At 40.6% G+C, this 26090-nt stretch carries 22 protein-coding genes; 16 read left to right on the top strand and 6 right to left on the bottom strand.

Going from position 1 to position 26090, the window contains the following annotated elements; genetic code table 11:
• Window positions 1-111: 111 nt before the first annotated feature.
• Window positions 112-1428, top strand: coding sequence for a restriction endonuclease (locus A0O34_RS07380; protein WP_066753191.1), 1317 nt, complete (start codon window positions 112-114; stop codon window positions 1426-1428).
• A gap of 114 nt (window positions 1429-1542) precedes the next feature.
• Here the strand turns inward: A0O34_RS07380 and A0O34_RS07375 are convergent, their stop codons facing one another.
• The 5 genes from A0O34_RS07375 to mobA all read right to left on the bottom strand — a co-directional run bounded on the left by A0O34_RS07375 (window position 1543) and on the right by mobA (window position 12827).
• The gene (locus A0O34_RS07375; RefSeq protein ID WP_228394361.1) at window positions 1543-2421 is read right to left on the bottom strand and encodes a PorP/SprF family type IX secretion system membrane protein; all 879 of its coding nucleotides are present in this window, start codon (window positions 2419-2421) and stop codon (window positions 1543-1545) included.
• A 76-nt stretch (window positions 2422-2497) separates the two neighbouring features.
• Window positions 2498-8674 (bottom strand): gliding motility-associated C-terminal domain-containing protein, encoded by a 6177-nt coding sequence (locus A0O34_RS07370; protein WP_066753188.1) that lies wholly within the window; start codon window positions 8672-8674, stop codon window positions 2498-2500.
• Between the two features lie 218 nt (window positions 8675-8892).
• Window positions 8893-10887: a conjugal transfer protein MobC gene (gene mobC, locus A0O34_RS07365; RefSeq protein ID WP_066753185.1), complete on the bottom strand. Its 1995-nt coding sequence runs from the start codon at window positions 10885-10887 to the stop codon at window positions 8893-8895.
• A gap of 190 nt (window positions 10888-11077) precedes the next feature.
• Window positions 11078-12388 (bottom strand): conjugal transfer protein MobB, encoded by a 1311-nt coding sequence (mobB, locus tag A0O34_RS07360; RefSeq protein WP_066753182.1) that lies wholly within the window; start codon window positions 12386-12388, stop codon window positions 11078-11080.
• 1 nt (window position 12389) lies between these two features.
• The gene (gene mobA / locus A0O34_RS07355; RefSeq protein ID WP_066753180.1) at window positions 12390-12827 is read right to left on the bottom strand and encodes a conjugal transfer protein MobA; all 438 of its coding nucleotides are present in this window, start codon (window positions 12825-12827) and stop codon (window positions 12390-12392) included.
• A 705-nt stretch (window positions 12828-13532) separates the two neighbouring features.
• Here mobA and A0O34_RS07345 point away from each other — a divergent pair.
• From A0O34_RS07345 to A0O34_RS07325, 5 genes are read left to right on the top strand one after another with little or no spacing between them, the layout of a single operon-like run.
• The gene (locus A0O34_RS07345; protein ID WP_066759559.1) at window positions 13533-14291 is read left to right on the top strand and encodes a ParA family protein; all 759 of its coding nucleotides are present in this window, start codon (window positions 13533-13535) and stop codon (window positions 14289-14291) included.
• A 10-nt stretch (window positions 14292-14301) separates the two neighbouring features.
• Window positions 14302-14706 carry a DUF3408 domain-containing protein gene (locus tag A0O34_RS07340; RefSeq protein WP_066753176.1) on the top strand — a complete coding sequence of 135 codons (405 nt, stop codon included), beginning with the start codon at window positions 14302-14304 and terminating at the stop codon, window positions 14704-14706.
• A gap of 51 nt (window positions 14707-14757) precedes the next feature.
• On the top strand, window positions 14758-15390 hold the full coding sequence (locus A0O34_RS07335; protein WP_066753175.1) for a conjugal transfer protein TraD: 633 nt from the start codon (window positions 14758-14760) through the stop codon (window positions 15388-15390).
• A gap of 43 nt (window positions 15391-15433) precedes the next feature.
• Window positions 15434-16243 (top strand): hypothetical protein, encoded by an 810-nt coding sequence (locus A0O34_RS07330; protein WP_066753173.1) that lies wholly within the window; start codon window positions 15434-15436, stop codon window positions 16241-16243.
• 7 nt (window positions 16244-16250) lie between these two features.
• A complete protein-coding gene (locus A0O34_RS07325) occupies window positions 16251-16883 on the top strand; it encodes a hypothetical protein (protein WP_066753170.1) in 633 nt (210 codons plus the stop codon).
• 219 nt (window positions 16884-17102) lie between these two features.
• On the opposite strand, the gene A0O34_RS22805 is transcribed toward A0O34_RS07325, so the two are convergent.
• Window positions 17103-17330 carry a DUF6922 domain-containing protein gene (locus A0O34_RS22805; RefSeq protein WP_418219374.1) on the bottom strand — a complete coding sequence of 76 codons (228 nt, stop codon included), beginning with the start codon at window positions 17328-17330 and terminating at the stop codon, window positions 17103-17105.
• Between the two features lie 226 nt (window positions 17331-17556).
• On the opposite strand from A0O34_RS22805, the gene A0O34_RS07315 reads away from it, so the two are divergent.
• From A0O34_RS07315 to traN, 10 genes are read left to right on the top strand one after another with little or no spacing between them, the layout of a single operon-like run.
• Window positions 17557-17862: a DUF4134 domain-containing protein gene (locus tag A0O34_RS07315; protein ID WP_066753164.1), complete on the top strand. Its 306-nt coding sequence runs from the start codon at window positions 17557-17559 to the stop codon at window positions 17860-17862.
• A 10-nt stretch (window positions 17863-17872) separates the two neighbouring features.
• Window positions 17873-18205 carry a DUF4133 domain-containing protein gene (locus tag A0O34_RS07310; RefSeq protein WP_066753161.1) on the top strand — a complete coding sequence of 111 codons (333 nt, stop codon included), beginning with the start codon at window positions 17873-17875 and terminating at the stop codon, window positions 18203-18205.
• Window positions 18202-20700: a TraG family conjugative transposon ATPase gene (locus A0O34_RS07305; protein WP_066753158.1), complete on the top strand. Its 2499-nt coding sequence runs from the start codon at window positions 18202-18204 to the stop codon at window positions 20698-20700. Before A0O34_RS07310 ends, A0O34_RS07305 begins: the two co-directional genes overlap by 4 nt.
• A gap of 30 nt (window positions 20701-20730) precedes the next feature.
• Window positions 20731-21360, top strand: coding sequence for a DUF4141 domain-containing protein (locus A0O34_RS07300; RefSeq protein ID WP_066753154.1), 630 nt, complete (start codon window positions 20731-20733; stop codon window positions 21358-21360).
• Between the two features lie 36 nt (window positions 21361-21396).
• The gene (traJ, locus tag A0O34_RS07295) at window positions 21397-22389 is read left to right on the top strand and encodes a conjugative transposon protein TraJ (RefSeq protein WP_066753151.1); all 993 of its coding nucleotides are present in this window, start codon (window positions 21397-21399) and stop codon (window positions 22387-22389) included.
• A gap of 44 nt (window positions 22390-22433) precedes the next feature.
• Window positions 22434-23057 carry a conjugative transposon protein TraK gene (gene traK / locus A0O34_RS07290; protein ID WP_066753148.1) on the top strand — a complete coding sequence of 208 codons (624 nt, stop codon included), beginning with the start codon at window positions 22434-22436 and terminating at the stop codon, window positions 23055-23057.
• Between the two features lie 10 nt (window positions 23058-23067).
• Window positions 23068-23496, top strand: a complete 429-nt coding sequence (locus A0O34_RS07285) for a hypothetical protein (protein ID WP_066753144.1) — start codon at window positions 23068-23070, stop codon at window positions 23494-23496.
• 12 nt (window positions 23497-23508) lie between these two features.
• Window positions 23509-23802, top strand: a complete 294-nt coding sequence (locus A0O34_RS07280) for a hypothetical protein (RefSeq protein ID WP_066753140.1) — start codon at window positions 23509-23511, stop codon at window positions 23800-23802.
• Complete coding sequence (gene traM, locus A0O34_RS07275; protein WP_066753136.1) at window positions 23789-25108, top strand: conjugative transposon protein TraM; 1320 nt, start codon at window positions 23789-23791, stop codon at window positions 25106-25108. Before A0O34_RS07280 ends, traM begins: the two co-directional genes overlap by 14 nt.
• 24 nt (window positions 25109-25132) lie before the next feature.
• Window positions 25133-26053 carry a conjugative transposon protein TraN gene (traN, locus tag A0O34_RS07270; protein ID WP_066753133.1) on the top strand — a complete coding sequence of 307 codons (921 nt, stop codon included), beginning with the start codon at window positions 25133-25135 and terminating at the stop codon, window positions 26051-26053.
• Window positions 26054-26090: the final 37 nt, after the last annotated feature.

Raw genomic sequence — 26090 nt, 5'->3', positions numbered from 1 at the left:
GTACGATGCCAAAAATTAAATTGATTACTAATATCCATTAATCCACTCCTTCTAAAAACAGAATTTCTTGCTAAAATTTAGTATATTCTGCAAAAATAAAATGCTTAATTAATGGGTCATTATTCTACTTTAATGATTGGTAAGCAGGAATATTCATGGAAATATGATATTCCCAGTTACCTATCTTTCTTATTTGAGGAAACAGATTTATATAGTGAGAAAACAACTGATGAAGAGGATTATCATAAAATTGGATTTAGAACAAACTGTAAGCGGGCTCTAGATAAGTTGGATAAATTAGGTTTCGATTGGGAAATGATTACAGAAATCTATTCTTTTTTCTACGACCAAATCAAAGAAGATGTTTATCAGAACATTTATGACGAGCTCTCGGAAAAATTTGATAAACTTACCGCGGTAACCCTTGAAAAGAAAGTGAAATCTTTCTATTCTAAATTTCCACACTTTACCCGTGAGCAGGAATTAAGGGATTTTGTGAAATTTTTATTACCATTAGTAGAGGTTTCAACCGGTTCGAAATCAATGAGAGTAAATTCCGTTGATGGCAAAACTTACCGTATTACGAAAGAAAGACATTCATCAATTTTTAATAATTTTATAAATGAGCCTGGAGATTTCTTTTATCAGAAAGCACTTGTTTTGCCTCCGTGGATTCAAATTATTGGAAACCTATTTGATCCTGAATTATTGGTAGAGTATACAGAGATTATCTCCGTCGTTAAAATCAAACTTTTACTGGAGGCAACAGATCCAGAAGCCTTAGTCGAGCTGCAATTGGAAGATATGATTGATAGCGAAGAAGAGATTTCAGACTTTCATATTGACTCCGCCAATAGGCTGATCGGCAAAATTCAACTTTACAATAAGTTTTTCAATTCCATTATGAATCAGGAAGAAGTCATAAAAGATGCTTATTTTAAGAAGGAATTATTGCTGCTTTTGGACAGAATTCCTCTAATTAAGAGCTCGGCAGAAAAAGGAAGAGCCCTAGAGAATTTAATGGAGATTGTGTTTTCGTCTATTCCGGGGTTAGAAGTTATAGAAAAGCGTGTGAGTACTCAAGACGAAGAAATTGATCTTCAAATTAAAAACGGTGTTGCCGGTACTTTCTGGAGTTCTCTGACAAGTCCCAGTTTCTTTGTCGAATGTAAAAATTGGAGCGGTAAAGTCGGTGCCACAGAAGTGCGTGATTTTGAAACTAAAATGATCAACCATAAAAAACTTGTTAAATTTGGTTTCTTTATTTCTTTTAATGGTTTTACTAAAGAAGTAGATAATGCTTTGAAAAGGGCATCTAGAGAGGATCATCATATTGTTTTAATTGATAGTAACGATCTTTATAATTTGGCGAATTCAAAAAACAGCACCATTGAATGGTTAGAAAAATTAATAATAAAACCTCACTAAATTAATATGCTCCGATTTACAGCTTTTGCAATTGGTGATTTAAATAAAAAAGATCCTTAAACAAATTAAAGAATGGATGTATTCTTAAAATGTAAAAGGATCTTTCATATAAGATTATTTGAGACTATATTGTAGCGCAATCTCAAATTCGCCATTGCTGTATCTTCGAAGGTCAGCGGTATCTGTTGTATAAAGGCATAGTATCCGAAGTTGATTTTGATAGAATGTGCCGATTCCGGCGGTAACAGAATGGGAACTGTGATATATGGAGCTGATCATCAATTTATTTTCAAAACAGGTAAATCCTCCGCCAATATCTAAAATGTCTTTGTAATTTTCAACACCACGATACACCGCTTTGGGTTCAATGGTGAAATTTGGGGTAATGAATTTATAACTTACTGCGGCCATATACAAAGCGCGGTCAACGGTATTTCTTCTGAGATCCCTGTTTAACAGACGTTTTAAATTAGGTAAGGCTCCCTGCACGGTTAACCGCTCGTTCCTGTAAGCTATCCCGAAATCTCCGTCAGCATACCATCGGCGGGCATTAAATTGTTGGAGACTTAGGTCGCCTAGATCACCATTAACCTTGTCATAATCGATCCATTCATTCATAGTACCACCGGAAATTCCAAAATCCAAAAAACTCTGATTGTCATTTAACGCTAAATGATAGACGTATGTTCCTTTTATACCGGTTCGAAGGATAACACCTGCATTTTCATTGTAAAAATTAATGCCAAGTCCAATTTTCTTTCCGACTGTTCCATAGTCAGCGGTTACCGCCTGCATGGTAGGGGCACCTTCAATTGCCGTCCATTGAACCTTGTAGCCGACATTTACTTCCCAGCCCTGTCGTATACCAGCCATGGCGGGATTTGCTAGATATTGGTTTTGAAAATACGTGCTTCCCATTGGATTAAGCTGCGCATAAGTTTTGCTCATCAGCAATATACCTGCTGCGATCATAATATATTTTATCGTTTTCATTTTTCTTTGTTTTTAAGTAAAATAGTAGGGGGGGGTGAAGTGAAAAACACTCTATCCCTGCATTCTTTTTGAATAATTAATGGTGATTATTGATAATGGAAATGGTTCCCCTGATAAGGCCCAAACCGTTTCCCATGTCTATCACATAGATATAGGCATCTTCATTGAGTTGTTTTCCGCTCCACGTACCATCCCAATTATTGTTATAGCCAGTTTTGCTGTACACCAAGCGTCCTGCACGGTCATAAATACTTACTTTGTTACTAGGATATTGCTCAATATTTCTAATGATCCAGGTATCATTTTTCCCATCACCATTAGGCGTAATAACATTATTGGGGATTAAAGCACTTATTTCAGTAACTTCTATCAACAGATCCATTACCTCGGTGCATCCACTGGAATTGGTTACAATTGCGGTATAGGTTGCGGTTGTTGAAGGCTTGATCTGAATGGTGCCTGTATTCTGCCCGCTGATAATATTGGGTCCGATCCAGGCATAGCTTGTTCCTCCTGTTGCAGTCAGGGAAGCGCTTTGCCCTTTTGAAATTGCCGTACCAGCACTGCTTGTTATTGTAATAGCGGGTAGAGCATTAATGATAATTATCGCGGTTGTTTTGGATTCTAAAGAACCATCCATATACGTATACGTAATAATATAGTGCCCGGCTGAACTCTTTGATAAATCAATGCTGCCAGTTAGTGCATCAATCTTTAGAGCAGATGGACTGGCTGTATATTTTCCACCTTTTGGTCCTGTTTGTGTGATATTGACGGTACCGGTAGCACAGTAATCCAATAAGGGATAGTTGATTGTTGCCGGTGTTGAATTTATCCTTATTGTGGTACTTATATTGGAAGAACAAGATCCGTTGGTAAAGCTGTAAGTAACCTGGTATAGCTGGTCTGGTACACTATGTTTCAAATCTAGGGTTCCTGTTGCAGCATCAATGATAAGTCCCGCAGGGGAAGCTGTGTAAACTCCTCCGGTCTGACCTGTGTGAATCACCTCAGTTGTACCAACTGCCTGAAATTCATTCGTACTATAACGAATGGCAGCTGTGGGAAGCATTGGTTGTGGATTTATGGTGATCATAACCGGTTCACTTGTACATCCTTCCGCATTTTGAGCAGTTATTGAATATATGCCTTCAGTTAGGTCATAGTGGGTGTTCATCGAATAGGTACCATCATTAATACAGTAGGTGACTCCATCCTTTTGGGTAAGATCAATGCTGCCTGTCGCATGGGTACAGGTGGGTTGCGATACGGCTACTATGGGTTTTGGAAGATTTTCAAAAGTTACTTCGATTTCTTTTACAGCACTCTCGCAGGCATTGTCTCCTTTAACCGTTACCCAATACGATCTTTTGGTAACGGTTGACACCTGAATGACAGCACCTGTATTTAATGTATTGTGCTGCGAAGCATCATCATACCAGGTAAAAACGGGATGTATAATCGTGCTGGAAAGGGATAAGGCTGCTGTTAAAATCATGCTTTTTTTTCCACTGCAATTATTTACACTTGGTGCAATAATATCTCCTGCATCTGCATTTGGATTAGATTGGATCACAATATCATCGGTCACCGAGCAGTTTTCACCATATTCCACTTTTATGCGGTATGTTCCGCCTATTGTAATGGTTTGGGTAATTCGATTTCCCAACATCTCACCTGTGCCCGCATTGCTCCATTGAACCTTCGAATTGATCCCCGGCATAAAGGCACTGCCGTCTAAAACGATAGGAAGCTTGTTGCTGCAAAGTGTTATATCCGTACCCAGTACACCGATGCCTGTTCCGGGATTAGGTTGAAAAATAATACCGGTATTATTGCCTGCATTGGTACTTTGTGGTAAAATGACAAAAGGGGTGCAGGCTGCATCGATATCTTTTATGGATATAAAGTTAAAGACGGCACTGCTGTCTTTTAAACAAATACCCGCCTTGCTGCCTGCAACAGTAGATCGCAACTGTACTGTGGCGCAATTGGTACCGCTCATTTGCAGGGTCTTTTCAACGGTAATGGTTTTTCCTGCCTCAATTTGATAGGTAGAATTTTTAGAAGCAAAAATTAACTCACTAAAAGAAATGGCACCATACAGAGAATTGTTTTGATTCGCGGCTGCATCAAAGGTTATGGAATGATAAACGGCACCGTCTTTTCCTTTAAACTCATTGGCAGATCCTGATAAGTAAATGTGGCTAGTTCCGGCATCTAAACCATCACCTGTATATGACCAGCCTTCACTGCCGTAACTTAAATAAATCCTGGAAGCGCCTAGTAGTAGAGACCGTGGTTCAATGGCAGAAGCTCCGTTAAAAGATAAAGCGGTAACAGTCTTTCCGTTCGTGTTGAGTGTTCCTTTTAAGAAATTGATCCTTGAATTGGAGGTAAAGTCATCGGTAAAAGTATAACTTCCAGCAGTTGAAAAATTAACATCATAATTATTACCGACAACAGCGCCATTGGTGGTGATCGTTTTCCCCTGTTCTTCAGAAAGGAAATCAATCCCTCCGTTGTGTGATAGATTAGATTGAAGCGTCATGGAACCGTAGCAGGATAATGTTCCGCCAATTGTCGGTGTACCTTTTACACCCTTCCAGGTCATATCGTGGAACGCCGCATTTCCGGTACTATTTATAATAGGACTTTCTCCTGAATACTGATTAAAGAAAACATTATCAAAACGGGTAGGGGTACAAGAACCGCCTGATGATGTTCCATCGCTGTTGGTACTCCAATGGGCAGGATCGGTCCAGTCTCCGCTGCCGCCGATCCAATACAGATTTTGCCTCGTAGGGTTTGAAAAAATCCAGCCGGTATTATTTCCCATGTCCACGCCTGCGGCTTTATAGTTCGCTCCTCCGATAACGGTAATGCCACTTATTCTTACATGGTTCAAATTAATATCTGAAGTACTCTTAATGACTGCTTTTTGAGTAGGAGAGCAGGCTGTACCGGAAGACATGCAATTATTGTCAAAATCCCAGCTTCCACAGGAAGAATTACTGATCAACTGGTTTATGGTCTGCGTAGAACACGCCATCAAATGGCTGTTTTTATTCGTTCCAAGGGTAAGGATATTGAAAATGTTTGATCCATTAATACTGGATTCACCTGCAAAAGTTACGGTATTGAAGGTATTACCGCTGGTGGCCTCGTATCCAAATATTTTGGCAGGTAATGCGGTATTTTTAAAGTGAAGATTATTAAAGATGAGTCCGGAAGCTGATCTGAATTCGTAATTGTTCACTCCTCCGCCTGATGAATTTGAAGCCGGCATTTCGCCTGTTAGATTAATGGTACTTCTCCCTGCATCCAGTTTTTTAATTGATCCGCCGTCCCAATATCCACTGATATTTAGGGTTGATGATCCTAAAATTAAAATGGGGTTTACGCCTGACGGGTCATATTCGGATACATAATTTTCAGCAGTAATGGTTTGGCTGCCTGTATCAAAAGTTCCATTGATTACCCCGAAATTCTTTACGCTAAAGGGATCTGACAAAAGCCATTTTCCGGAGGTATTATTAAAAAATACGCCCTTGTTTGATTGATTAGCTGCGCTATAATACAATTTTGCGCCATGCGTGGCGATGGTATTAGTAAGATTCCCACCATTAAAATTGACCCGCTCCACATTGAAATCCATTCCGGTCTGTAAAACGAGTGAACCTCCAATAGTAAGCGGATTTTCAAGCAGACCCTTTAAAATAGGGGTATTTCCAACGACCTCTTCCCAGGTCATGTTATTACAGCTGGCAGGGATGTCAAGATTGATGGTATAATTAATTCCTGAAAACCGGTTAAAGAAAACATTGTCAATACTGCCGGGTAAACATCCGTTACCACTACCAGAGGTACCATCCGCGTTCAATGACCAATGGGCAGGATCACTCCAATTACCTGATCCGCCGATCCAATAGAAGTTATGTGCTGTTACAGGGCTGATTGAAACATTTAAATTATTTCCACCATCGAATCCATCGGTAACGCTTAAAGCAGCACCGGACGCATTAATATCCGTTATTTTAGCTTTGGAAATTGTTGTAGGATGTATGAGATTTAATTTTGCCCTTGTACGGGATAAGTAGGAGCTGATCTCAAGCAGGCCTGCACACGCAGGCCCTGTAATCAACAGCCTATCAACCTTAACCTCCATATTTGTTCCTAACATAAATTTTTTGGAAGCCGCCAGATTTAGTGTGGTGATGTTTAATGGAGTTGGGTTACCTGCGGGATTAATAGAACCTCCACCCGTAAAAGTTAAAGTATTAAAGGTGCATGGAGTCGTTGTACTGTATGCTATTGAGGTTAACGTTGAACTTCCTTCTGTATTGGTAAAAGCTACATTATTATAATCCAGCCCTGAATTATAATAAAAATGGACTCCTTTTGAGACTATATTGATCTGACTTTTACCTGCGTTCAGAGTGATAGCCGGACCGCCATAACTGATATAGGCCCAATTTCCGTTAACAGTTATAATGGAATTTCCGAGCGTTAATGTGCGTACCCCTATGCCCTTATCTAATGGGCTAAAATTCTTGAGGGTTAACGCCTGGTGGTTGGTATTTAAGTTACCATTCGTAAAATTGAGATCATTGGCCGGACTTGAAAATTCATCATTAAGAATCCATTCCCCTGTACCTGAAAAGTGAGTGTTTCCCTGAATCTTTACGCCGTTGGAGGTGAGGGTATTTCCAATATTTGAACTCCTGTAATTGGTAACAGCAACCTGATAAAGCATACCCGTCTGCCAAATGCTTGATCCATAAATATTCAGCGTATTTGATGCGCCTGATGAATTGAATGCAGGTATGCCAGTAACACCATTCCAGGTGATATTGTTGCATTCAGCAATTGTATTAAGAGCCACCGGAGAAGCAGAAGAGATTGCACCGGAAAATTGATTAAAAAATACGTTATCGTTTCTTGTCGGCAGACATCCTTCTGAAATTGGTGTTCCATCGCTTTTGGTTGTCCAGTGCAGGGGATCTGTCCAGTTACCGCCGCCGCCAATCCAATATAGATTTTTAGAGGTGTTTGTAAATACCCAGCCTGTATTCCCACCCCTGTCCACACTGTTATTGGCTAAAAATGGTCCAAGCCCCGCAGTTTTAATATTGGTAATCGCGGCGTTCGTTACCGTAATTGGATTCGGGCTTGCCAATGTTGATGCGGTTCCATATCCGGTTAACTCCCATTTGCTTTGACAATCCGGGGTATTATCGGTTATGGAATTAATGGTCTGGTCAGCCGTTTGGTATTTTCCGCCATTAGCAAGCACCAGCTGATTGATTACATTTGAAGTGGAAATAGCACCCCAGGAAGCGAAGGTAACTTTATTAAAAGTCATGTTGCCCTGTGCGATAGATGGCCTGTTGTAACCCATCGGAATCGCCGCACTGGTAAACGATACATTATAATATATATGTCCGTTTTTTCCATAAAAGTCTGCTCCATAACCATCATCAGTAGCCTGTGTTATATTGATTTGTGAAGTGCCGGCATTAAGGTTGGCTCCTGAATAAACCCAGGAACCTGCGCCTTGAGAATTTCTGGAAGTAAGGGTAAGGGTGCTGCTTCCTAAATGTAGACTTCTTGGTTCTGTAATGGTAAAAGGGACGGAACCACAGCAGCCCGATTCGCCGAAAATTCCGGAAGTAATGGTACTGGAACCAAAATCCAGTGATCCCTTTGTAAAATAGATCCTGCCGGTATTAATCAGTATACCGGAAACGAGCCAGGAACCGCTGCCATTAAAATAAAAATTGGCTGATCCCGTTACCCCGCCATTAAAGGCAACTGTGTTTCCAAGGGCAGAGGAAGTCAAATAGACTTGATTGTTCAGCGTGGTTCCTGTCTGGTAGTAGGCGCTTGCTTTGATTTCAAGGATGCCCCCATCAAATACAGGGCTTACAGCACTGCCAGACACAGTAATGGTGTTGCAAACAGAAGTCTGATTGATCGTAACCGTTTTACTGGCCAGAGTAAAACCGGAATTTGCATCAAAAATTACATGATCACCGGACTGCGGAATACTGGGAGATAAATTTCCACCGGTATTCCCTGATGAAAGTGACCAATGATTGATGTCACTCCAATTGCCGGAACCGCCAATCCAGTAGAGATCTCCTGCTTTTGCCAATGATGAAAAGAGGAGAAGTACGAAAAATAATGCAGGTATTTTCTTTAAAATACCTGCATTTGAATGATACGAATTATCGATATGTCGTAAGGTCATAAAAGAAAAAAATTAAGGTTGAAAAAATAGAAACACAGGAAATGCTGTTTGCTTTCTGGTGTATTTCAATAAATTAATAGGTTGTTTTAAATGGATGGATCATCCATATAAGGCGGTCATCGTTCAAGATGAGTCAGGGTTCATAGTTTTGAGTTTTTGGGTATCACCATCCCTGAAAATTTTTTATGCTCCCATGCAGGGTTTTACGGGAGATGTGACTATTGGATCAGGTGCTGTAGGTCAGGATCATTTTTTATCCTTTCCATTTCATCGGAGATGATCTCTACTATGTCCTGTTTAATCTGCTTGTAATTGGCTTCGATGGTTGCTTTCATGGTATCCTCTCCGTTCTCATTTTCAAAGGATAGGATCTGTGGAATTTTCTGATAGGCTTTTGTTTCTGCAGTTACTTTTTCATTATCCACTACGATTTCCGAGTGAAATATTTTCTGGTCAATCCGCTCCTCAAAATTGTCGGATACCGCACCAACAAACATCCCTTGCGTGAGTGTAGATATTTTAGAAGCAGGTATTAAACTATCCAATTGGGTAGAAATGGAGGTGGATTTATCATTTCGGTTAATGCTCAGGCTTTGCCGTTTTTGCAGTACTTTACCAAAACGCTCAGATAAACTTTTGGCTGTTTCTCCAACTGCCTGCCCGCTGAAAATATTACCTACTGTGTTTTGGATAACCTTACTTTCCTTATCTCCATAATCGCGGTTTAATTGCGAATAGTCCTGGAAGCCGAGACAAACGGCCACTTTATTACTTCTTGCTGTTGCGATCAGGTTATCCAGTCCTCGGAAATAAATGGTCGGAAGCTCATCGATGATGACGGAACTTTTAAGCTGTCCCTTTTTATTAATAAGCTTTACAATCCTGGAATTGTATAGACCGAGTGCGGCGGAATAGATATTTTGGCGGTCCGGGTTATTACCTACACAAAGGATCTTGGGTTCTTTGGGATTGTTGATATCTAGTGTAAAATCATCTCCTGTCATTACCCAGTATAGCTGTGGTGAGATCATTCTGGAAAGTGGAATTTTAGCCGAGGCGATCTGGCCTTGCAGCTGATCCTGTGCGCCACCTTGCCAGGCATCCATAAAAGGGGAGAGGTAATTTTCCAGATCAGGATAGGAGGTCAGGACGGTAAAAATATCCGCATATTTCTTATTTAATAATTCTATAGCGTGTGGAAAGGTGCAGTATTTGCCATTCTGATAGATTTTCAAAAACCAGATAATCGCAGCGAAAAGAATAATTGGAGATTCTACAAAGAAATCGCCTTGCTTTTGTATCCAGCTCCTGTTTAAATTAAGCATGATGGTATAAGCCGATTCATAAGCATCAGAAATATCTGTCATGAAAGATGGATTGATGGGATTGCAGCGGTGGCTTCTTCTGGGATCATCAAAATTAATGACATAGAATGTCGGTTTTACCTTGTACTTATCGGTATGTTTTAAAAGATGGTTATAGGCAATGGTTGAAAGATCGTCGAACTTGAAATCGTAGATATACATCGAGAACCCTTTCTCGATGTGTTGCTTGATGTAATTATTGACAATGGCATAGGATTTTCCTGAGCCTGGATTGCCCAACACAATCGTGGCCCTGAAGGGGTTCACTACGTTAACCCAGCCGCTATGCCATTTCTTATTGTAATAGAACTTGGTGGGTAGATTAACGGAGTATTCGTTTTCCATTAACCTGGTTTCCTGCATAAAGCTTTCGTTTTCAATATTGAAAACATCATCCATTAGATTGTTTTTCAGCAGCCTGCTCATCCAAACCCCGGCCTTTAGTAGTAGGATAAACCCTAAGCCTAACGTAAGGATATAGAGGAATGCAGCAACATTCAGTGAAAGATGTAGCAGCGGAGTATTTAGGAAAAACAGGATGAAGCCTGCCGCTAACGCAGTATAGATTTTGGGCCATGTTATTTTCTCATTCTTTACCCCTTTAGTTCCCAAACAGCTTAAGGACAGGAGTACCAATGTGAAAATCTTGGTATACAGGGGATGTGAAAATAATCCTGCGGTACGCTGGAAATTGCTTAGAATTTTATCAATGATGGATAATACCCATCCCTGCTCACGGAAAAACTCATAGCAGTACCAATAGCTGTGCATAAGTACCAAAAGGATGCTTACTGCACGCATAAACTCCACTATTTTAGCGAGCCCTCTTAAATCATCTTCTCCTTGCATTATTTTAGATTTAAATGTTACAAGGGGGGAATGTAAAGCCGGTTTTGAGGAATTATTGTACGGTGGCCGTAGGTGGCTTTATTAGGCTTTCGATGGCTTTGCTTTTGCTGATTTTTAAGGGCAGCAGAGTTTTTAAGAGCTCTTTTTGTGAGAGAATGAAAATATGGAATTGGTGATTTCGCATCTTCTCCTATTTTTGATTTCCACGTTTTCGGTTTTTCCTTCTCTTCATTTGATTCTCAAAGTTTATTTCTTCAAAATCATCACTAAGGGCTTCCGGCAATAATCCTCCAAATGCTTCTGTTATACCAGTTTCATCCGATGGAAATAAAGACTGCTTTTCGTTAAGAAAATCGAAAATATGATGCGGTTTTTCACTGTGCTGATGATCCTCGGGGGAGTGGTATGATTTCAAAGGTGTTTTTTTCTCTTCGGTATTTTTGATTTCAGGTTTTTCATTATTGTTCCACCATTCATTAAATATGTTGGCTGAAAATTCTTTACCAAAACGTGAACCGTTCCAAACCGTTTTAGAGTTGTGATCAATAAAAGTGATCCCATAAACACGTCCTTCCGAATTCCTTCGTATTACGGTATTAATACCCTGTTCGAGTAATTGCTGCTTGAAACTTTTCTCGGTAGTGGCTATGTGTATGGCAATCTGTACGGTATTTTTCAGTGTAGCCTTTGCCGGGTCTTTTTTTAACAGTTCTCTGGAAATAGCAATATTATCTTGAAGCATTTTGTATCCTGCATTTTTACCAAACAGGGATGCTCTAAAGGGATTGCTGGCCTTTTCTCCGTTTTCGTTCAAAGCAAAGTAAACCAGACCTTGTTTTGGGACTCCCTTCAATTCACCATTAACTTCTTCAGCCGTAATATTAAATAGCGATAACAGGGCATTATATTCACCAATGCTTTGAAACCTGTAATGTTTTGGAAGATATCGGACCACAGAGGCAACTTGGCTTTTGAGGTCACCTTTTTTATAATCCACCGGACGGAATATTTTTTCGTTTTGTGAATGCTCTTTTTCGTTTGTCGGTAGTAACCCATACTTTAGTTCTAATGCTCTGGAAATATTCACTGACCTTCTTTTCTCAAAAGAGTCTGATATTTTTCTGCCTTCTTCGTCTACACATACCGACACAATATGAATATGAGTGCGGTCAATATCATTATGTTTAAATACGACAAATGGCTGATTCCCGTAACCCATTTGCTCCATATAGTCCTGTGCAATAGCCTGAAATTTTTCATCGCTGACCTGTTCTTTCGGATTTGGATTCAGTGAAATATGGAGAATTGGCTTTTCTGTTTGGTTATTTGCTACCAAGTAAGGTTCAAAAGAGCGGGCTAATTGTGCCGTAGTATATTGTCCACTCAAAGTTTCAATGATCTTATGGGTATATATAATCTGACCTTTTTCTTTGTCCACTTTTAGCTGATTATAGGCAAGTGCTCCAAATAAATTCTCTCCTCTTCCAATATTTGCAATCATTTTAGCCTTTATTTTTTACATATTTTTCTTCAAATTCCTTGGTCAAATGCATCATTTCCTGAATCAATTTTGCCATTTCAATCGTTTTCTTTTCCAGTTTATAGAGATAAGCAGCAGCTTTCTTTTCGGAAAAATTACGATATAAAATCTTTACAACCTGGTTATAATTGACTCCAACGGCACGAAACTGACTATAAAAAGTGGTGAGCCTCATGTAATAATCTACTGCCCCTTTATCAATTTTTACGGTTTTAATTTCCTTCCCGAACAATACTGAGATAATAAATTTCGCTTTATTGGTCATTCCGGATGCTTCTAGAAGCGACATTAATCTGGCATTTTCTTCATCCGTTAGACGAAAAACATGGCGGTGAATGCTTGGATTGTTCTTAGGATTCCTCCCGCCTTTATTCTGTTTTCTTTTGTTATCCTGATCCATATTAAATCCATTTATAAATTAATAAAACTGCGACTTCGGAGCGGTTTTCCAGCCCCCTGCAAGGGCAAGGGTTTTGGGGCACGAAATGAGTTTCGAGTGCCTCAGAACACACCTTGCTCTGTTCCTGTGAACAGAGAATTCACCCTGCGGGATGAATTAAATAAAGCAGGGAAAGACAGCTTTGAGCTGTCGGGCATATTGCCTGATTTACCGGAGTCGTTATCTGTAAAATCCATTTCGAAATCTTTTTACAAAGTTCGGGCTGAATGTTGAAAGGATTGCAATGGAAAGCAGCGCCAAATGAAGCCTGTGAGCGCCAAATGCTGCCACATAGAAGCACGCAGCATGGTAATATTCTTTCTTTGCTTTATGGTTTTACCGAGATATATACAATGGTTTATACCGGCAATAAGGAAAGAAACAGGAAAGATTTCTGTACAGACGGGCAATTGCTAAAGTGTAAATATGTAAAACTGTAAAAGCATTTTGGAGTACAATGGGTAAAGCGTATCGTTTGTAAAATGAGCGGCGATACAACTTACGGGATGTAAAGAAAAGCATATCGGCATAAAGAAACCAAGCAATAATCCGGTAAAGAAAATTTACCAAAAAGTAAAGCAGGAATATAGCCTTGTAAGCGTCTTTACATCTTTATCCCTGTGCAATTTCCAATAAAAACAATCATAAATATTTAAAATCATGACAATGAAAAAGCCATTAAAAATCAGTTTCTCTACCCAAAAGGGAGGCGTTGGAAAATCAACATTTACCACTTTAGTCGCAAGTCTTCTGCACTTCAGACTGGGTTATAATGTACTCATTATGGACTGTGATTTCCCTCAGCATAGCCTTGGTAAAATGAGGGATCGGGATATGAAGACGGTGATGCAGAATGAGTACCATAAAAAGGCCGCTTTAAAACTGTATCAGCAGATCAACAAGAAGGCATATTCCATTATCCGGTGCAAAGCTGATGATGCGCTGGAAAAAGCGGCGGAGCATGTTGATGACTCATCTCTGCATTTTGACTTTATCTTTTTCGACCTCCCCGGAACAGCCAACACCAATGGTGTACTGACCACCTTAAAAGTGATGGATTTTATTTTTTCTCCAATAACCGCTGACCGTCTTGTGGTGGAAAGCACCTTAAGCTTTGCTACCGCACTCCAAAAGCTTGCAGGGACAGTTTCAGTTGAAGCGGAGCAGTCATACTGGTTATTCTGGAACCAGGTGGATGGCAGGGAAAGAACTAGCCTTTATGATGCTTATCAAACCGTTATTAAGGAGTTGGAATTGAGTGTTATGGAAACCAGGATTATGGATAGCAAGCGTTTTCGCAGAGAAACGGAAGAAAGTGGTAATTACATATTCAGATCAAGTTTACTACCACCGGAAGAAAAGTTAATGCGGTTGACCAGACTTGATCTGTTTATTCAGGAATTTCTAAAAATTGTAAAACGATAAAATGTGAGCTATGGAATCGGATGATATTAAAAAGAGTTTTGAAAAGCCGGTTGTTGATGAGGCTTTAATAATGGAGATCATGAGTGGTAAGCAGCCTGCTCCCACAAATCAAATTCCGAGACAGGACATTGAAACTAAAGAAAGTAAACCCCGGGAGAAAAGGAAAGAAAACATTCAAAAGAAAATCAGCTATGAAGAGGTATTTCTTACCAACCGTTACCCATCGGGGCGCAATGGTAAAGTAGTATACATACGACCTGAATATCACGAGCGGCTTCTTCGCATTGTTCAATTAACCAGGGAAGAAAAGACGACACTTTATTCCTATATCGATAATATTTTAGAACATCATTTCCAGGAATTCGGAGTCGATATTACCGACTTTTTCAATGAAAGAAATAAGCCTATCCTATGAGGAAATACATTTTTATCGATTTTGCAGAACACCTAAATCTATTATACACTTATGGAAACACTCATTGTAATATGCCTGCTCGTGGTTATCTTTTTACTGCTGGAGGATAAATTTGTGATCAAAAAAAGACCGGTTAAGAAAGAAAGCCAAAGGAAAACCGAGATCAATTTACCGGAAATAATGGGTTTGCCCAGGCCCGCAACGAGACTTTCAGCGCCAAAGAATGCCCCTGAAAGCCAAAGTAAGGAACCAGAGACTAAATCAAATAATTTAGCCATTGAAATCAAAGAAGAAGATTTCGATATAGAAATTCCGCAGGAAGAAACGGAAGAAGTTTTTGCTCACATGCCTGATTTTGAAGATGAGGAAAAAGAGTGGGGCAAGTATAGGGTTTCTGATGGTGAAGACGGTTTCGCCACAGGGGTCACCTTTGAAGAACTAAGTACCGTGGGGATGTTGCTGAGCCAAGAAATGCCCGAGCCATCTTTAGAGAAACAAGCGGTAGACATTGTTCGTAAAATACAGGGAACCGAACTCTTCAGCCTATTGGAAAACTCTATGGAAGGAGCTTCGAGAAAAATAGCAGAGCTATTGGACCGAAGCCTTTCCACCGAAACAGATGTCGGTTCTTCCATTTTGCGGAAAGGAAATCTGGATAGATTTGATATTGGGGATTTTGTCTAAAAGACAGATCCCCATTTTTTTAACTTTTAGATAATGGTTTAGCATGAAAAGAGAATTACCAGCAGTAAACATCGAAGGAACCGAATTCTTGGTCGATGTCAATAAGTTAGAATTAAGGGAAAGGGATAATCCCACCAATGCAATTTCGCTTTTTGAGATGCGGGATCTTGGAAACCACAATGGTTATGCTTTTGACTACAGTCTGACGGAAAAGAATATACCGTCATCGTTTATCCGTGGAGAAACGGTTACCATAGGTCTGCCGGAATTGGTCACACTCGATCCGGAAGGAATGTCGGAGAAATATGGCATTCCCTTAGAAATGTTTGCAACCAGGAGTGATTTTGATCTAATGGTTGATCAGACCGCATTGAAAGAACGGCTGAGTGGTCTCTTGCCCATTGTTGATATTGCAGGTCATCCTTTTTATGTCGATCTGCGAATGGATATGCTGCGCCCCAAAGACGATTTTTTATCAGGAGGGATTGTATTTTCTAAGGTCGAAGACTATTATGTTGATGGAAAGGAAGCGTATTGCATTCCGTACAATCCGAAGAAACATGAATTTCAGGAGATTGATTTTAACTCGATAACTGAAATACCTAAAGATATTATTGTTGTAAGCGTACCTCATGAAAGTGTTCTGGACCCAATCGGGTATAACAGAAAACATGGTTTTGATGAGCTGTCTAACTTAAAGGAAAGTAACCTGAAGTCTCATTTCAGAGCTGGTCAGGTTGCATGGAAAGATACGGGTATAGATGAAGCTATTCGTGAAAATAAAGCAAATTCCATTAAAAGCGAAACTCCCAATTTGGGTAAGCCGATAAAAAGAAAGGGACCCAAATTGTAGACGAGTTATGAAAGTTGAAATAAAAAATATTGAGTATAGTGAGCTGCTCAGCGAGGAGACAAATGCATTCGCTGCTACTCTGTATATTGAAGGCAAAAAAGTAGGAATTACTTCTAATGCGGGGCATGGAGGACCAACAGGCTATAGGGCAGACGATGAAAAGGGTAAAAAGCTTATTGAACAGGCCGAAGCCTGGTGTAAAACACTTCCGCCTGATAAATTCAGCTCAGAGGGTATAAATTACTCTTTTGAGATGAATCTGGAAAGCCATATTGACAAACTTCTGGATATGTGGCTGCATGAAAGAGATCTTAAGAGATTTCAAACGAGAATTAAAAGAGAGATGGAAAGGGGAGTTGTTGTGGGTATTCCCAATGAATCTTATTCATTATGGCGTTTTAAGATGCCGTTAGCCAATTACCTCAAGAATGCAAGTGGATTGCAAGTCATTAAAAGGGCTCTTGTCAATGAAATAGTTCCAACTCTTAGAGAGGGAAGAATAATTTTAAATACGAATATTCCCCAAAAACTGCTAGAGGAATGTGGATTGAAAAAGAATCAGTATGCAGAGCGGGTTTCCGGCAAAGATACCATCCAACAAAATAAAAGTAAGCCGCCACGAAAAGGCCGTACGCTATGAATTGTGACACTGGGTTTGTGTCAGGCAAACTTCCTATCTTAGAAATATGAATGACCCCATAGGCAGTAAGGGTATCATCTCCAATAATTATTTATTCTCAACGTCAGAACATAAAAGTTTGGCGTTTTTTTATGCCTATATATCTAATCTAATGATAAAAAATCGAAACTAAATCCAGTCATACGGTTTGTCTTTTCTATTCGGATAACAGTGCATCTCTTACTTTTTGAGCTGAGGAAAGAATTTTAATGCGCGATCAATAGCATTACTGGGGAGAAAGTGAATTTCGTCACGGATCGTCCTGATCACTTTTTCATGAACATAAAAACGAATGATTTCGTCAATTTCTTCCTGCCCTCCGCGCTTTACGATACGCGCGATTACCATTTTATATGCTTCCCATTTGATCTCATCAAATCTGAAATCCCAAAAGAATTTGGGATGCAGGTTGGTATATTTTTCTTGGATTATTTCATCATTTTACACATCGGATTTCAATTTTTTTTCTTAAAAATACCTCTATCATATACACGTTTTTTTCTCTTTAAAAGCCATTTAACGCCAAGTAATTCCACTGAATGCCAGTTTGTTAGTCTGCTTTTGCTTCACCAATACATTTGTTTTCAGATCCCGCAGGGAGTGGGAAAATCTTTAACAAATAATACAATTAGCAATGGAGAAACAAAGAAAAAAGCTGATGCTGGCGGGTTTGATTTTACTGTCAGTTTCGGGAGTTTTTGCGCAAGGTAATGGTTCGGCAGGAATCAACGAAGCGACACAGATGGTAACCTCTTATTTTGATCCTGCCACTAAACTGATCTATGCGATTGGTGCGGTAGTGGGACTGATCGGCGGGGTAAAAGTGTATAATAAATTTAGCAGTGGAGATCCGGATACAAGCAAAACAGCTGCGAGCTGGTTTGGTGCCTGTATATTTCTAATCGTGGCAGCTACCATCCTGCGTTCATTCTTCTTGTAATCCCAGCCTTATGAATACTTACAACATTAACAAAGGCATTGGGCGCAGTGTAGAATTTAAGGGTCTTAAAGCGCAGTACCTGTTCATTTTTGCAGGTGGGCTGTTAGCGATCCTTATTCTCGTGATGATTCTTTACATGGCAGGGGTTAATTCCTACGTCTGCCTGTTTATTGGTGCCGGTGGGGCTTCACTCCTAATCTGGCAAACCTTTTCGCTGAATAGAAAATATGGTGAGCATGGGCTTATGAAAGTCGGCGCTGTAAAAAGCCATCCCAGATACATTATCTGCCGTAAGCCCATCCACCGTTATCTGAAATCGACTCCTAAAATGCCAGCCTTATGAGAAACATAAGCAAGACCAGTACGCTTGAAAGTAAGTTTCCACTTCTGGCAGTAGAAGATCATTGTATCATTTCGAAAGAGGCTGATATTACCGCCTGCTTCCAGGTGCATTTACCTGAGCTTTTCACGGTTGCTGCACCTGAATACGAGGCCATTCATTCAGCATGGCACAAGGCGGTAAAAACTTTGCCTGATTATACGGTGATCCACAAACAGGATTGGTATATCAGGGAAAACTATTCTCCTGATATCACAAAGGAAGGGCTTAGTTTTTTGGCAAAATCCTATCAGCAGCATTTCAATGAGCGCCCCTTCCTGAACCATTACTGCTATGTGTTTATCACCAAGACCTCGAAAGAAAGAATGCGGACGCAGAGTAATTTTTCATCCCTCTGCAAGGGCGTACTCGTACCCAAGGAGATCAGGGATAAGGAAACGGTTTCGAGGTTTATGGAATCTGTAAGCCAGTTTGAAAGGATCGTGAACGATTCGGGACTGGTGAAACTGGCACGTTTGAGTGAAGAGGACATTGTCGGAACGGAGGATAAACAAGGATTACTGGAACAGTATTTTACTTTATCAAGACAGGCGGGAACTGCAATGCAGGATATCGCTATGGGTGCCGAAGAAATGCGTATTGGGAATAACAGAATGTGTCTGCATACGCTCTCAGATACCGATGATCTTCCGGGAACGGTATCTACCGATCTCCGATATGAAAAATTATCGACGGATCGCAGTGACTGCCGTTTATCCTTCGCCGCTCCGGTGGGACTACTGTTAAACTGCAATCACATCTATAACCAGTATTTATTCCTGGATAACAGTGAAGACAACTTAAGAAAATTTGAAAAGTCTGCCAGGAATATGCATTCACTGGGAAGATACAGCCGAAGCAACCAGATCAATAAAGAGTGGATCGAACGGTATTTAAATGAGGCCCATTCTTATGGACTTTCTTCTATCCGTGCACACTTCAATGTGATGGCCTGGTCTGATGATCCTGTGGAACTGAAACTGCTGAAAAATGATACGGGCAGCGCATTGGCACTGATGGAATGCAAGCCAAGACATAATACGACGGATGTTGCGACTTTGTATTGGGCAGGAATACCTGGCAATGCAGGCGATTTTCCGAGTGAAGAAAGTTTCTACACGTTCATTGAACCTGCATTATGCTTCTTCACGGAAGAGACCAATTATCAAGATTCCCTTTCGCCATTTGGAATTAAGATGGCAGACCGCCTGACCGGAAAACCCATCCACCTTGACATTTCAGATCTCCCTATGAAGAAGGGAATCATTACCAACCGGAACAAATTTATCTTAGGCCCTTCGGGTAGTGGCAAGTCCTTTTTCACCAATCACATGGTGAGGCAGTATTATGAACAGGGTGCCCATGTATTATTGGTTGATACCGGAAACTCCTATCAGGGATTGTGTGAGCTGATCAAAGGAAAAACCAAAGGCGAAGATGGGGTATACTTTACCTATACAGAAGATAATCCCATTGCTTTTAATCCCTTTTATACCGATGACGGAGTTTTCGACATTGAAAAAAGGGAAAGTATAAAAACCTTGGTACTCACGCTGTGGAAACGCGACGATGAACCCCCAACCAGGGCCGAGGAAGTAGCCCTTTCTAATGCTGTAAGCGGTTACATAGAAAAGATCAAAAAGGAAAATGAACATCCATCATTTAACGGATTCTATGAATATGTAAAGGGAGATTACCGAAAGATTCTGGAGGCGAAACAGGTGCGGGAAAAAGATTTTGACATCGCCAATTTTCTTAACGTCTTGGAACCTTACTATAAAGGCGGTGAATACGATTATCTGCTCAATTCTGACAAACAGCTGGATCTATTGACTAAGCGCTTTATTGTTTTCGAAATTGATGCCATAAAGGATCACAAAATCCTTTTCCCCATCGTCACCATCATTATTATGGAGGTCTTTATCAACAAGATGCGAAGGCTTAAAGGCATCAGAAAGCTCATTTTAATTGAAGAAGCCTGGAAGGCAATTGCCAAAGAAGGCATGGCGGAATATTTAAAATATTTGTTTAAAACCGTCAGAAAATTCTTTGGCGAGGCTATCGTCGTAACCCAGGAAGTAGATGATATCATCCACTCACCCATTGTAAGAGAAAGTATCATTAACAATTCTGATTGTAAGATCCTGCTTGATCAGCGCAAGTACATGAACAAGTTCGATGATATCCAGGCGATGCTTGGGCTGACCGATAAAGAAAAAGCACAGGTTCTATCCATCAATATGAATAACGACCCTTCGCGCTTTTATAAGGAAGTATGGATCGGTCTGGGTGGAACCCATTCCGCAGTATATGCTACAGAGGTGTCCGCACAAGAGTATTTGGCATACACCACTGAAGAAACCGAGAAACTCGAAGTGATGCAGCTCGCCCAAGAGCTTGGCGGTAATGTCGAGCTGGCAATCAAAAGGATCGCTGCCGACAAAAAAGAAAACCAATAAAAATTTCATAACAATTTAAAATCCAAAACAATGAAAAAATTCATGGTATTGGTGAGTACAGTCCTTTTATTGGGCTTCTCACTGGCAAAAGCACAATTTGTGGTTACTGACCCGACCAATCTGGCATCAGGTATTCTGAACTCTGCCAATGAAATTGTACAGACTTCTAATACAGTTTCTAATGTGGTCAAAAATTTTAATGAAGTAAAAAAAGTCTATGAGCAGGGCAAAGAGTATTATGACAAGCTTAAGGCGGTCAATAATCTGGTCAAGGATGCCCGTAAGGTGCAGCAAACGGTCCTGATGGTAGGTAACATTTCGGAAATGTATGTGGAGAGCTTTGGTAAAATGATGAACGATCCCAATTTCTCACCACAGGAATTAACAGCGATTGCCTTCGGGTATTCTAAACTGTTAAACGAAAGCGGTGGTCTACTGAGTGATCTCAAGCAGATCGTCAACTCTTCATCACTTTCCATGAATGATAAGGAGCGTATGGAAATTATTGACAGGGTATACAAAGAGGTAAGTGAGTACCACAAACTGGTACGCTACTATACGAACAAAAATATTTCTGTCAGCTATCTGAGAGCGAAAAAGAAAAATGACGGACAGCGTGTACTGCAATTATATGGTACTGCTAATCAAAAATATTGGTAGCCCTTTCTATTTATAAATCCTTTAAAATCTATCATTATGGACTTTGAAAATCTTCATGAAATTCTGCGCTCGTTATATGACGAGATGCTTCCACTGTCCGCCACCATGGCGGCAGTGGCCAAAGGCATTGCCGGTCTTGGTGCCCTGTTCTATGTTGCCCTCAAGGTTTGGCAGGCCCTGAGCCGGGCTGAACCTATTGACGTATTTCCTCTTTTGCGACCATTTGCCCTTGGGATCTGTATCATGTTTTTTCCAACGATTGTATTGGGAACCATCAATGGGGTGCTGAGCCCTGTAGTTACCGGAACCCACGGTATGCTTGAAAATCAGGTATTGGATCTTAATAAACTACAAGCCCAAAAAGACCAGTTGGAACGGGAAGCCATGCTGCGAAATCCTGAGCAGGCTTATTTGATCTCCGATGAAGAGTTTGATAAAAAGCTCGAAGAACTGGGCTGGTCGCCTTCAGACCTGGGTACTATGGCGGGCATGTATATGGAAAGACAGAGCTACGAATTAGAGCAGACCATAAAAAACTGGTTCAGAGATTTGCTCGAAATTCTCTTTCAGGCAGCAGCACTAGTCATTGATACCATCCGAACCTTCTTTCTGATTGTGCTGTCTATACTTGGCCCCATTGCCTTCGCCATATCGGTTTGGGATGGTTTCCAGTCCACGTTAAACCAATGGATATCAAGATATGTCAGTGTGTATTTATGGCTTCCAGTCGCTGATATTTTTAGTGCTATGCTTGCGAAGCTGCAATCTTTGATGCTTGAAAAAGATATCCAAAGTCTTTCTGATCCCAATTTCATTCCTGACGGTTCAAGTACGATCTACACCATATTTATGATCATCGGTATTGTGGGTTACTTCACGGTACCAACAGTAACAAGCTGGGTGATTCAGGCGGGAGGCGCTGGTAATTTCATGCGTAATGTAACCCAGACGGCACAAAAAGCAGGTAATGTTGCTGGCGCAGGGGCCGGAGCTGCAGCGGGTAATGTCGGAGGCCAACTTCTTAAATAATCAATCCTAACCATCTGAAACAATAATGTATAAATAGTAAAAAAATGGAATTTAAAACCCTCAGAAATATAGAGAACAGTTTCAGGCAGATCAGGTTGTATGCCTTAATATTTGCCGTACTGTGTATTGCAGTGGTGGGTTATGCCATCTGGCACTCCTACCGCTTCGCAGAAGCGCAAAGACAAAAGATCTACGTGCTTGATAATGGTAAATCACTCATGTTGGCACTCTCTCAGGATGCTGCCATCAACAGACCGGTTGAAGCCCGGGAACATGTCCGCCGTTTTCATGAATTGTTTTTTACCCTGGCGCCTGATAAAAATGCGATTGAAAGCAATATGAAAAGAGCATTCAATATGGCTGATAAGAGTGCCTTCAATTATTACAAAGACCTGTCAGAAAAAGGGTATTACAACCGGATCATTTCCGGTAATATTCAGCAGCGCATTGAGGTAGACAGTGTACAGTGCGACTTTGATACCTATCCGTACGCCGTTAAAACATTTGCCAGACAATACATCATCCGTTCCAGTAATCTCACCGAACGGAGCCTGGTCACTTCGTGCTATCTCCTGAATTCCGTCCGTTCAGACACGAACCCGCAAGGATTTAACATTGAAAAATTCAGTGTAATCGAGAATAAGGACTTGAGAGTCACAGAACGCTAAAAATAGGATTATGGAAAAACTACATGATTTGGAGACGTTCGCGAAGATCCTTATTGATAAGGGTTACAATGGTTACTTCCAAACACAGGGAGCGTATCCGGGTAGATTGAAGGACAGTATGAGCGAATACCTGGAAAACTGTCAACGAGGGGTGGAAAGCCTGCCCAAAGGAGAATTGTTGTTAACCACCTATCTGCAATGGACAGGAGAAGACAAACCAAGGGTGCAATGTTGTATGTGGGTTCAACACCATAACGGAAAATTTGATCTTCAAAAAATGGAGATTACCAAAAAAGACCAGTTCGGTCAATTATTGAAAAAGTCGGAATTAGCAAACCTAACTATGGCTGCTACGCCACATGCAAAGGAGGCCTTGGCAATGGTTAGTGATGAACTTCGGGCCAAGGTAGCTCCCCATAACAAGCGTTTCGGGCTATAAAAAAATTACCATATGAAAAAACTAAGAATATTTCTCAATTCCTGTGAAAGGAGATTGGAAGAACGCTGGCAGAAGCTTTCTGACAGGAAACAAAAAAAGTTAGTGATCCTTTTTTTCGCTGGATACCTGCTCTTGACGGGATGTGTCGTGATGATAGTCTGGTACGATGCAAAAAATGAAACTAAAATAAATAATGCGGCAGATGGTCACATTCGTAACCCGGTCCTTAAACAGCAACAGGGACGATCAGAGTTAAAAGATTTATCATTAAAACCCATAAAAAATCAAGATCATGAAAGACAATGAAAAAGATAAAACAACGGTAAGGCTTACCGAGGTGAGCCAGAAAGGAAACGCAGATACAGAAGTAGTCCAAGGCAACAACATACAAAAGCTGAAGAAACCTCTCATTTTTATATTGATGGGCATTGTCTTTCTCGGATGTATGTATCTGATCTTCATGCCTTCTTCGGATGGCAAAGAGTTGGAGCAAGCCGGACTCAATGAAGCTGTTCCACAGGCTACAGAAACAGGAATGCAGGCTGATAAAAGTAAAGCCTATGAATCTGAGCTGTTAGACCAAAAGGAACTTGAAAAAAAGCAGTCACTGAATGCCCTGTCAGAATATTGGAATGCGGACAGTGCTGCTTCGTCATCAGAGATGATCAATTCGGGAACTCATAAAGGAAGCTCTGCTTCTCAGCATGAAGCTCTCAATAGTTACAGGGGTATTCAAAGTACACTAGGTAATTTTTATGAGGACAAAGGGCCAACTACCCAGCTTCAAAGTGAAGTAAGAGCTTTAAAAGCACAATTGGCTCAAAAAGAAGAAGCACCGTCGAATCCGGTAGAAAATCAACTGGCACTTATGGAAAAATCGTATCAAATGGCTGCTAAATATTTTCCGACAACGGGAAATGTTCCTAAAATAGATGGTGCGCTCGAAAAAGGGACGGATAAAATTGATACGGCTAAACCAATGAGACAAAAGGTTTCGCTTGCTGCTTTATATCCGGCAAAAAGAAATATCGTATCGGCTTTGTATCGGGAACCTACAGACAGTGCATGGCTTGCTGAATTAAGCGAGGTAAAAAACAGAAACTTTTATACTGCCGGAACCGTAGCGCAGGCTCCGGTGGCAGTTAACAGTATTCGAGCATGTGTCCATGAAGCCCAAACCATCACTGCTGACCAGGCAGTCCGGATAAGATTATTGGATGCCATTATATTGTCAAAGTTGGCGATTCCCAAAGGAACGGTATTGTCGGCCATTGCCAAATTTCAGGGAACAAGGCTTCAGCTTTTAATTCAATCCATAGAATTTAAAGGCAACATCATTCCTGTAGAACTCACAGCCTACGATCTGGACGGACAACCGGGACTGGCAGTTACGTATTCTCCTGAGCGAAGCGCCCTTACTGAAATGGCCGCCAACATGGGAAACACAGGCGGAACCAGCATTTCATTAAGTTCTACAGCAGGACAGCAGATTACCTCTGACCTTAGCAAAAGTGTCGTACAGGGGATCTCCGGATACTTCTCAAAAAAGGTAAGAATGCCAAAAATCACCCTTAAAGCAGGGTATCAGGTATTCCTTGTTTCCAAAAAATAATGTTTAATACAAAAATCAAACAATATGAAATACTTAATAAAAAGTTTGTTCATGGTGACATTCCTGGCAATCTTTACTATACAACTTCATGCCCAGCAGGACAGCATACCACCTGCTGATACCCTCACCACAGAATCGAGGCTCAAAACAGGTAGAGTAGAACCCTACTGGCTGACGGTAACCTATGATAAAACCACCCATATCATATTTCCGTCTAAGATCAGGTATGTGGATCTGGGAAGTGAAAATCTGATCGCAGGAAAAGCGGATGAAGCAGAAAATGTCCTCCGTGTTAAAGCAGCCGTACGGAATTTTGAATCCGAGACCAATTTCTCCGTCATTACCGAAGATGGTCGTTTTTACAGCTTTGATGTGTTCTACAGCTGTTGTCCGGCTACTTTGAATTATGATGTGCAAAAAATACTTCAAACCCAGGAGAAAGAAAAGGTAAATGATGTTCTTTTTGAAGATCTGGGTGGCAACCACCCGTCCTTAACTCAGTCCGCTTTGAAAGCCATTTACACCAGAAACAAAAAGCTGCTTAAACACATTGGTTCTCAAAGTTTTGGAATCAGTTTTATGCTAAAAGGTATTTATATCTACAACGGGAAGTACTACTTTCATACAGAACTGAGAAATGATACGAGCGTACCATTTCCTGTTGACTTTATGACTTTCAAGATTGCAGATAAAAAGACATCCAAAAGAACCGCCGTGCAGGAGAATGAACTCATGCCGTTAAGAACCTATCTACCCTTGACAGATGTAAAAGACAGCCGTACGGAACGGAATGTATTTCTGTTAGATCAGTTCACATTAGCTGACGATAAGGTTTTAGTCATTGAAATATTCGAAAAGAACGGAGGCAGGCATCAAAGAGTAGAAGTGGAAAACATGGATCTGATCCATGCAAAGCCTGTCACTGATCTGAAACTGATCTTTTAACCTTTAAAACTCATCGAAATGAAGATATATATTTTTA

Source organism: Chryseobacterium glaciei (assembly GCF_001648155.1).
Taxonomy (GTDB): domain Bacteria; phylum Bacteroidota; class Bacteroidia; order Flavobacteriales; family Weeksellaceae; genus Chryseobacterium; species Chryseobacterium glaciei.
The sequence above is the reverse complement of the archived record's forward strand: the minus strand, read 5'-3'. Positions and strand labels throughout refer to the sequence as shown.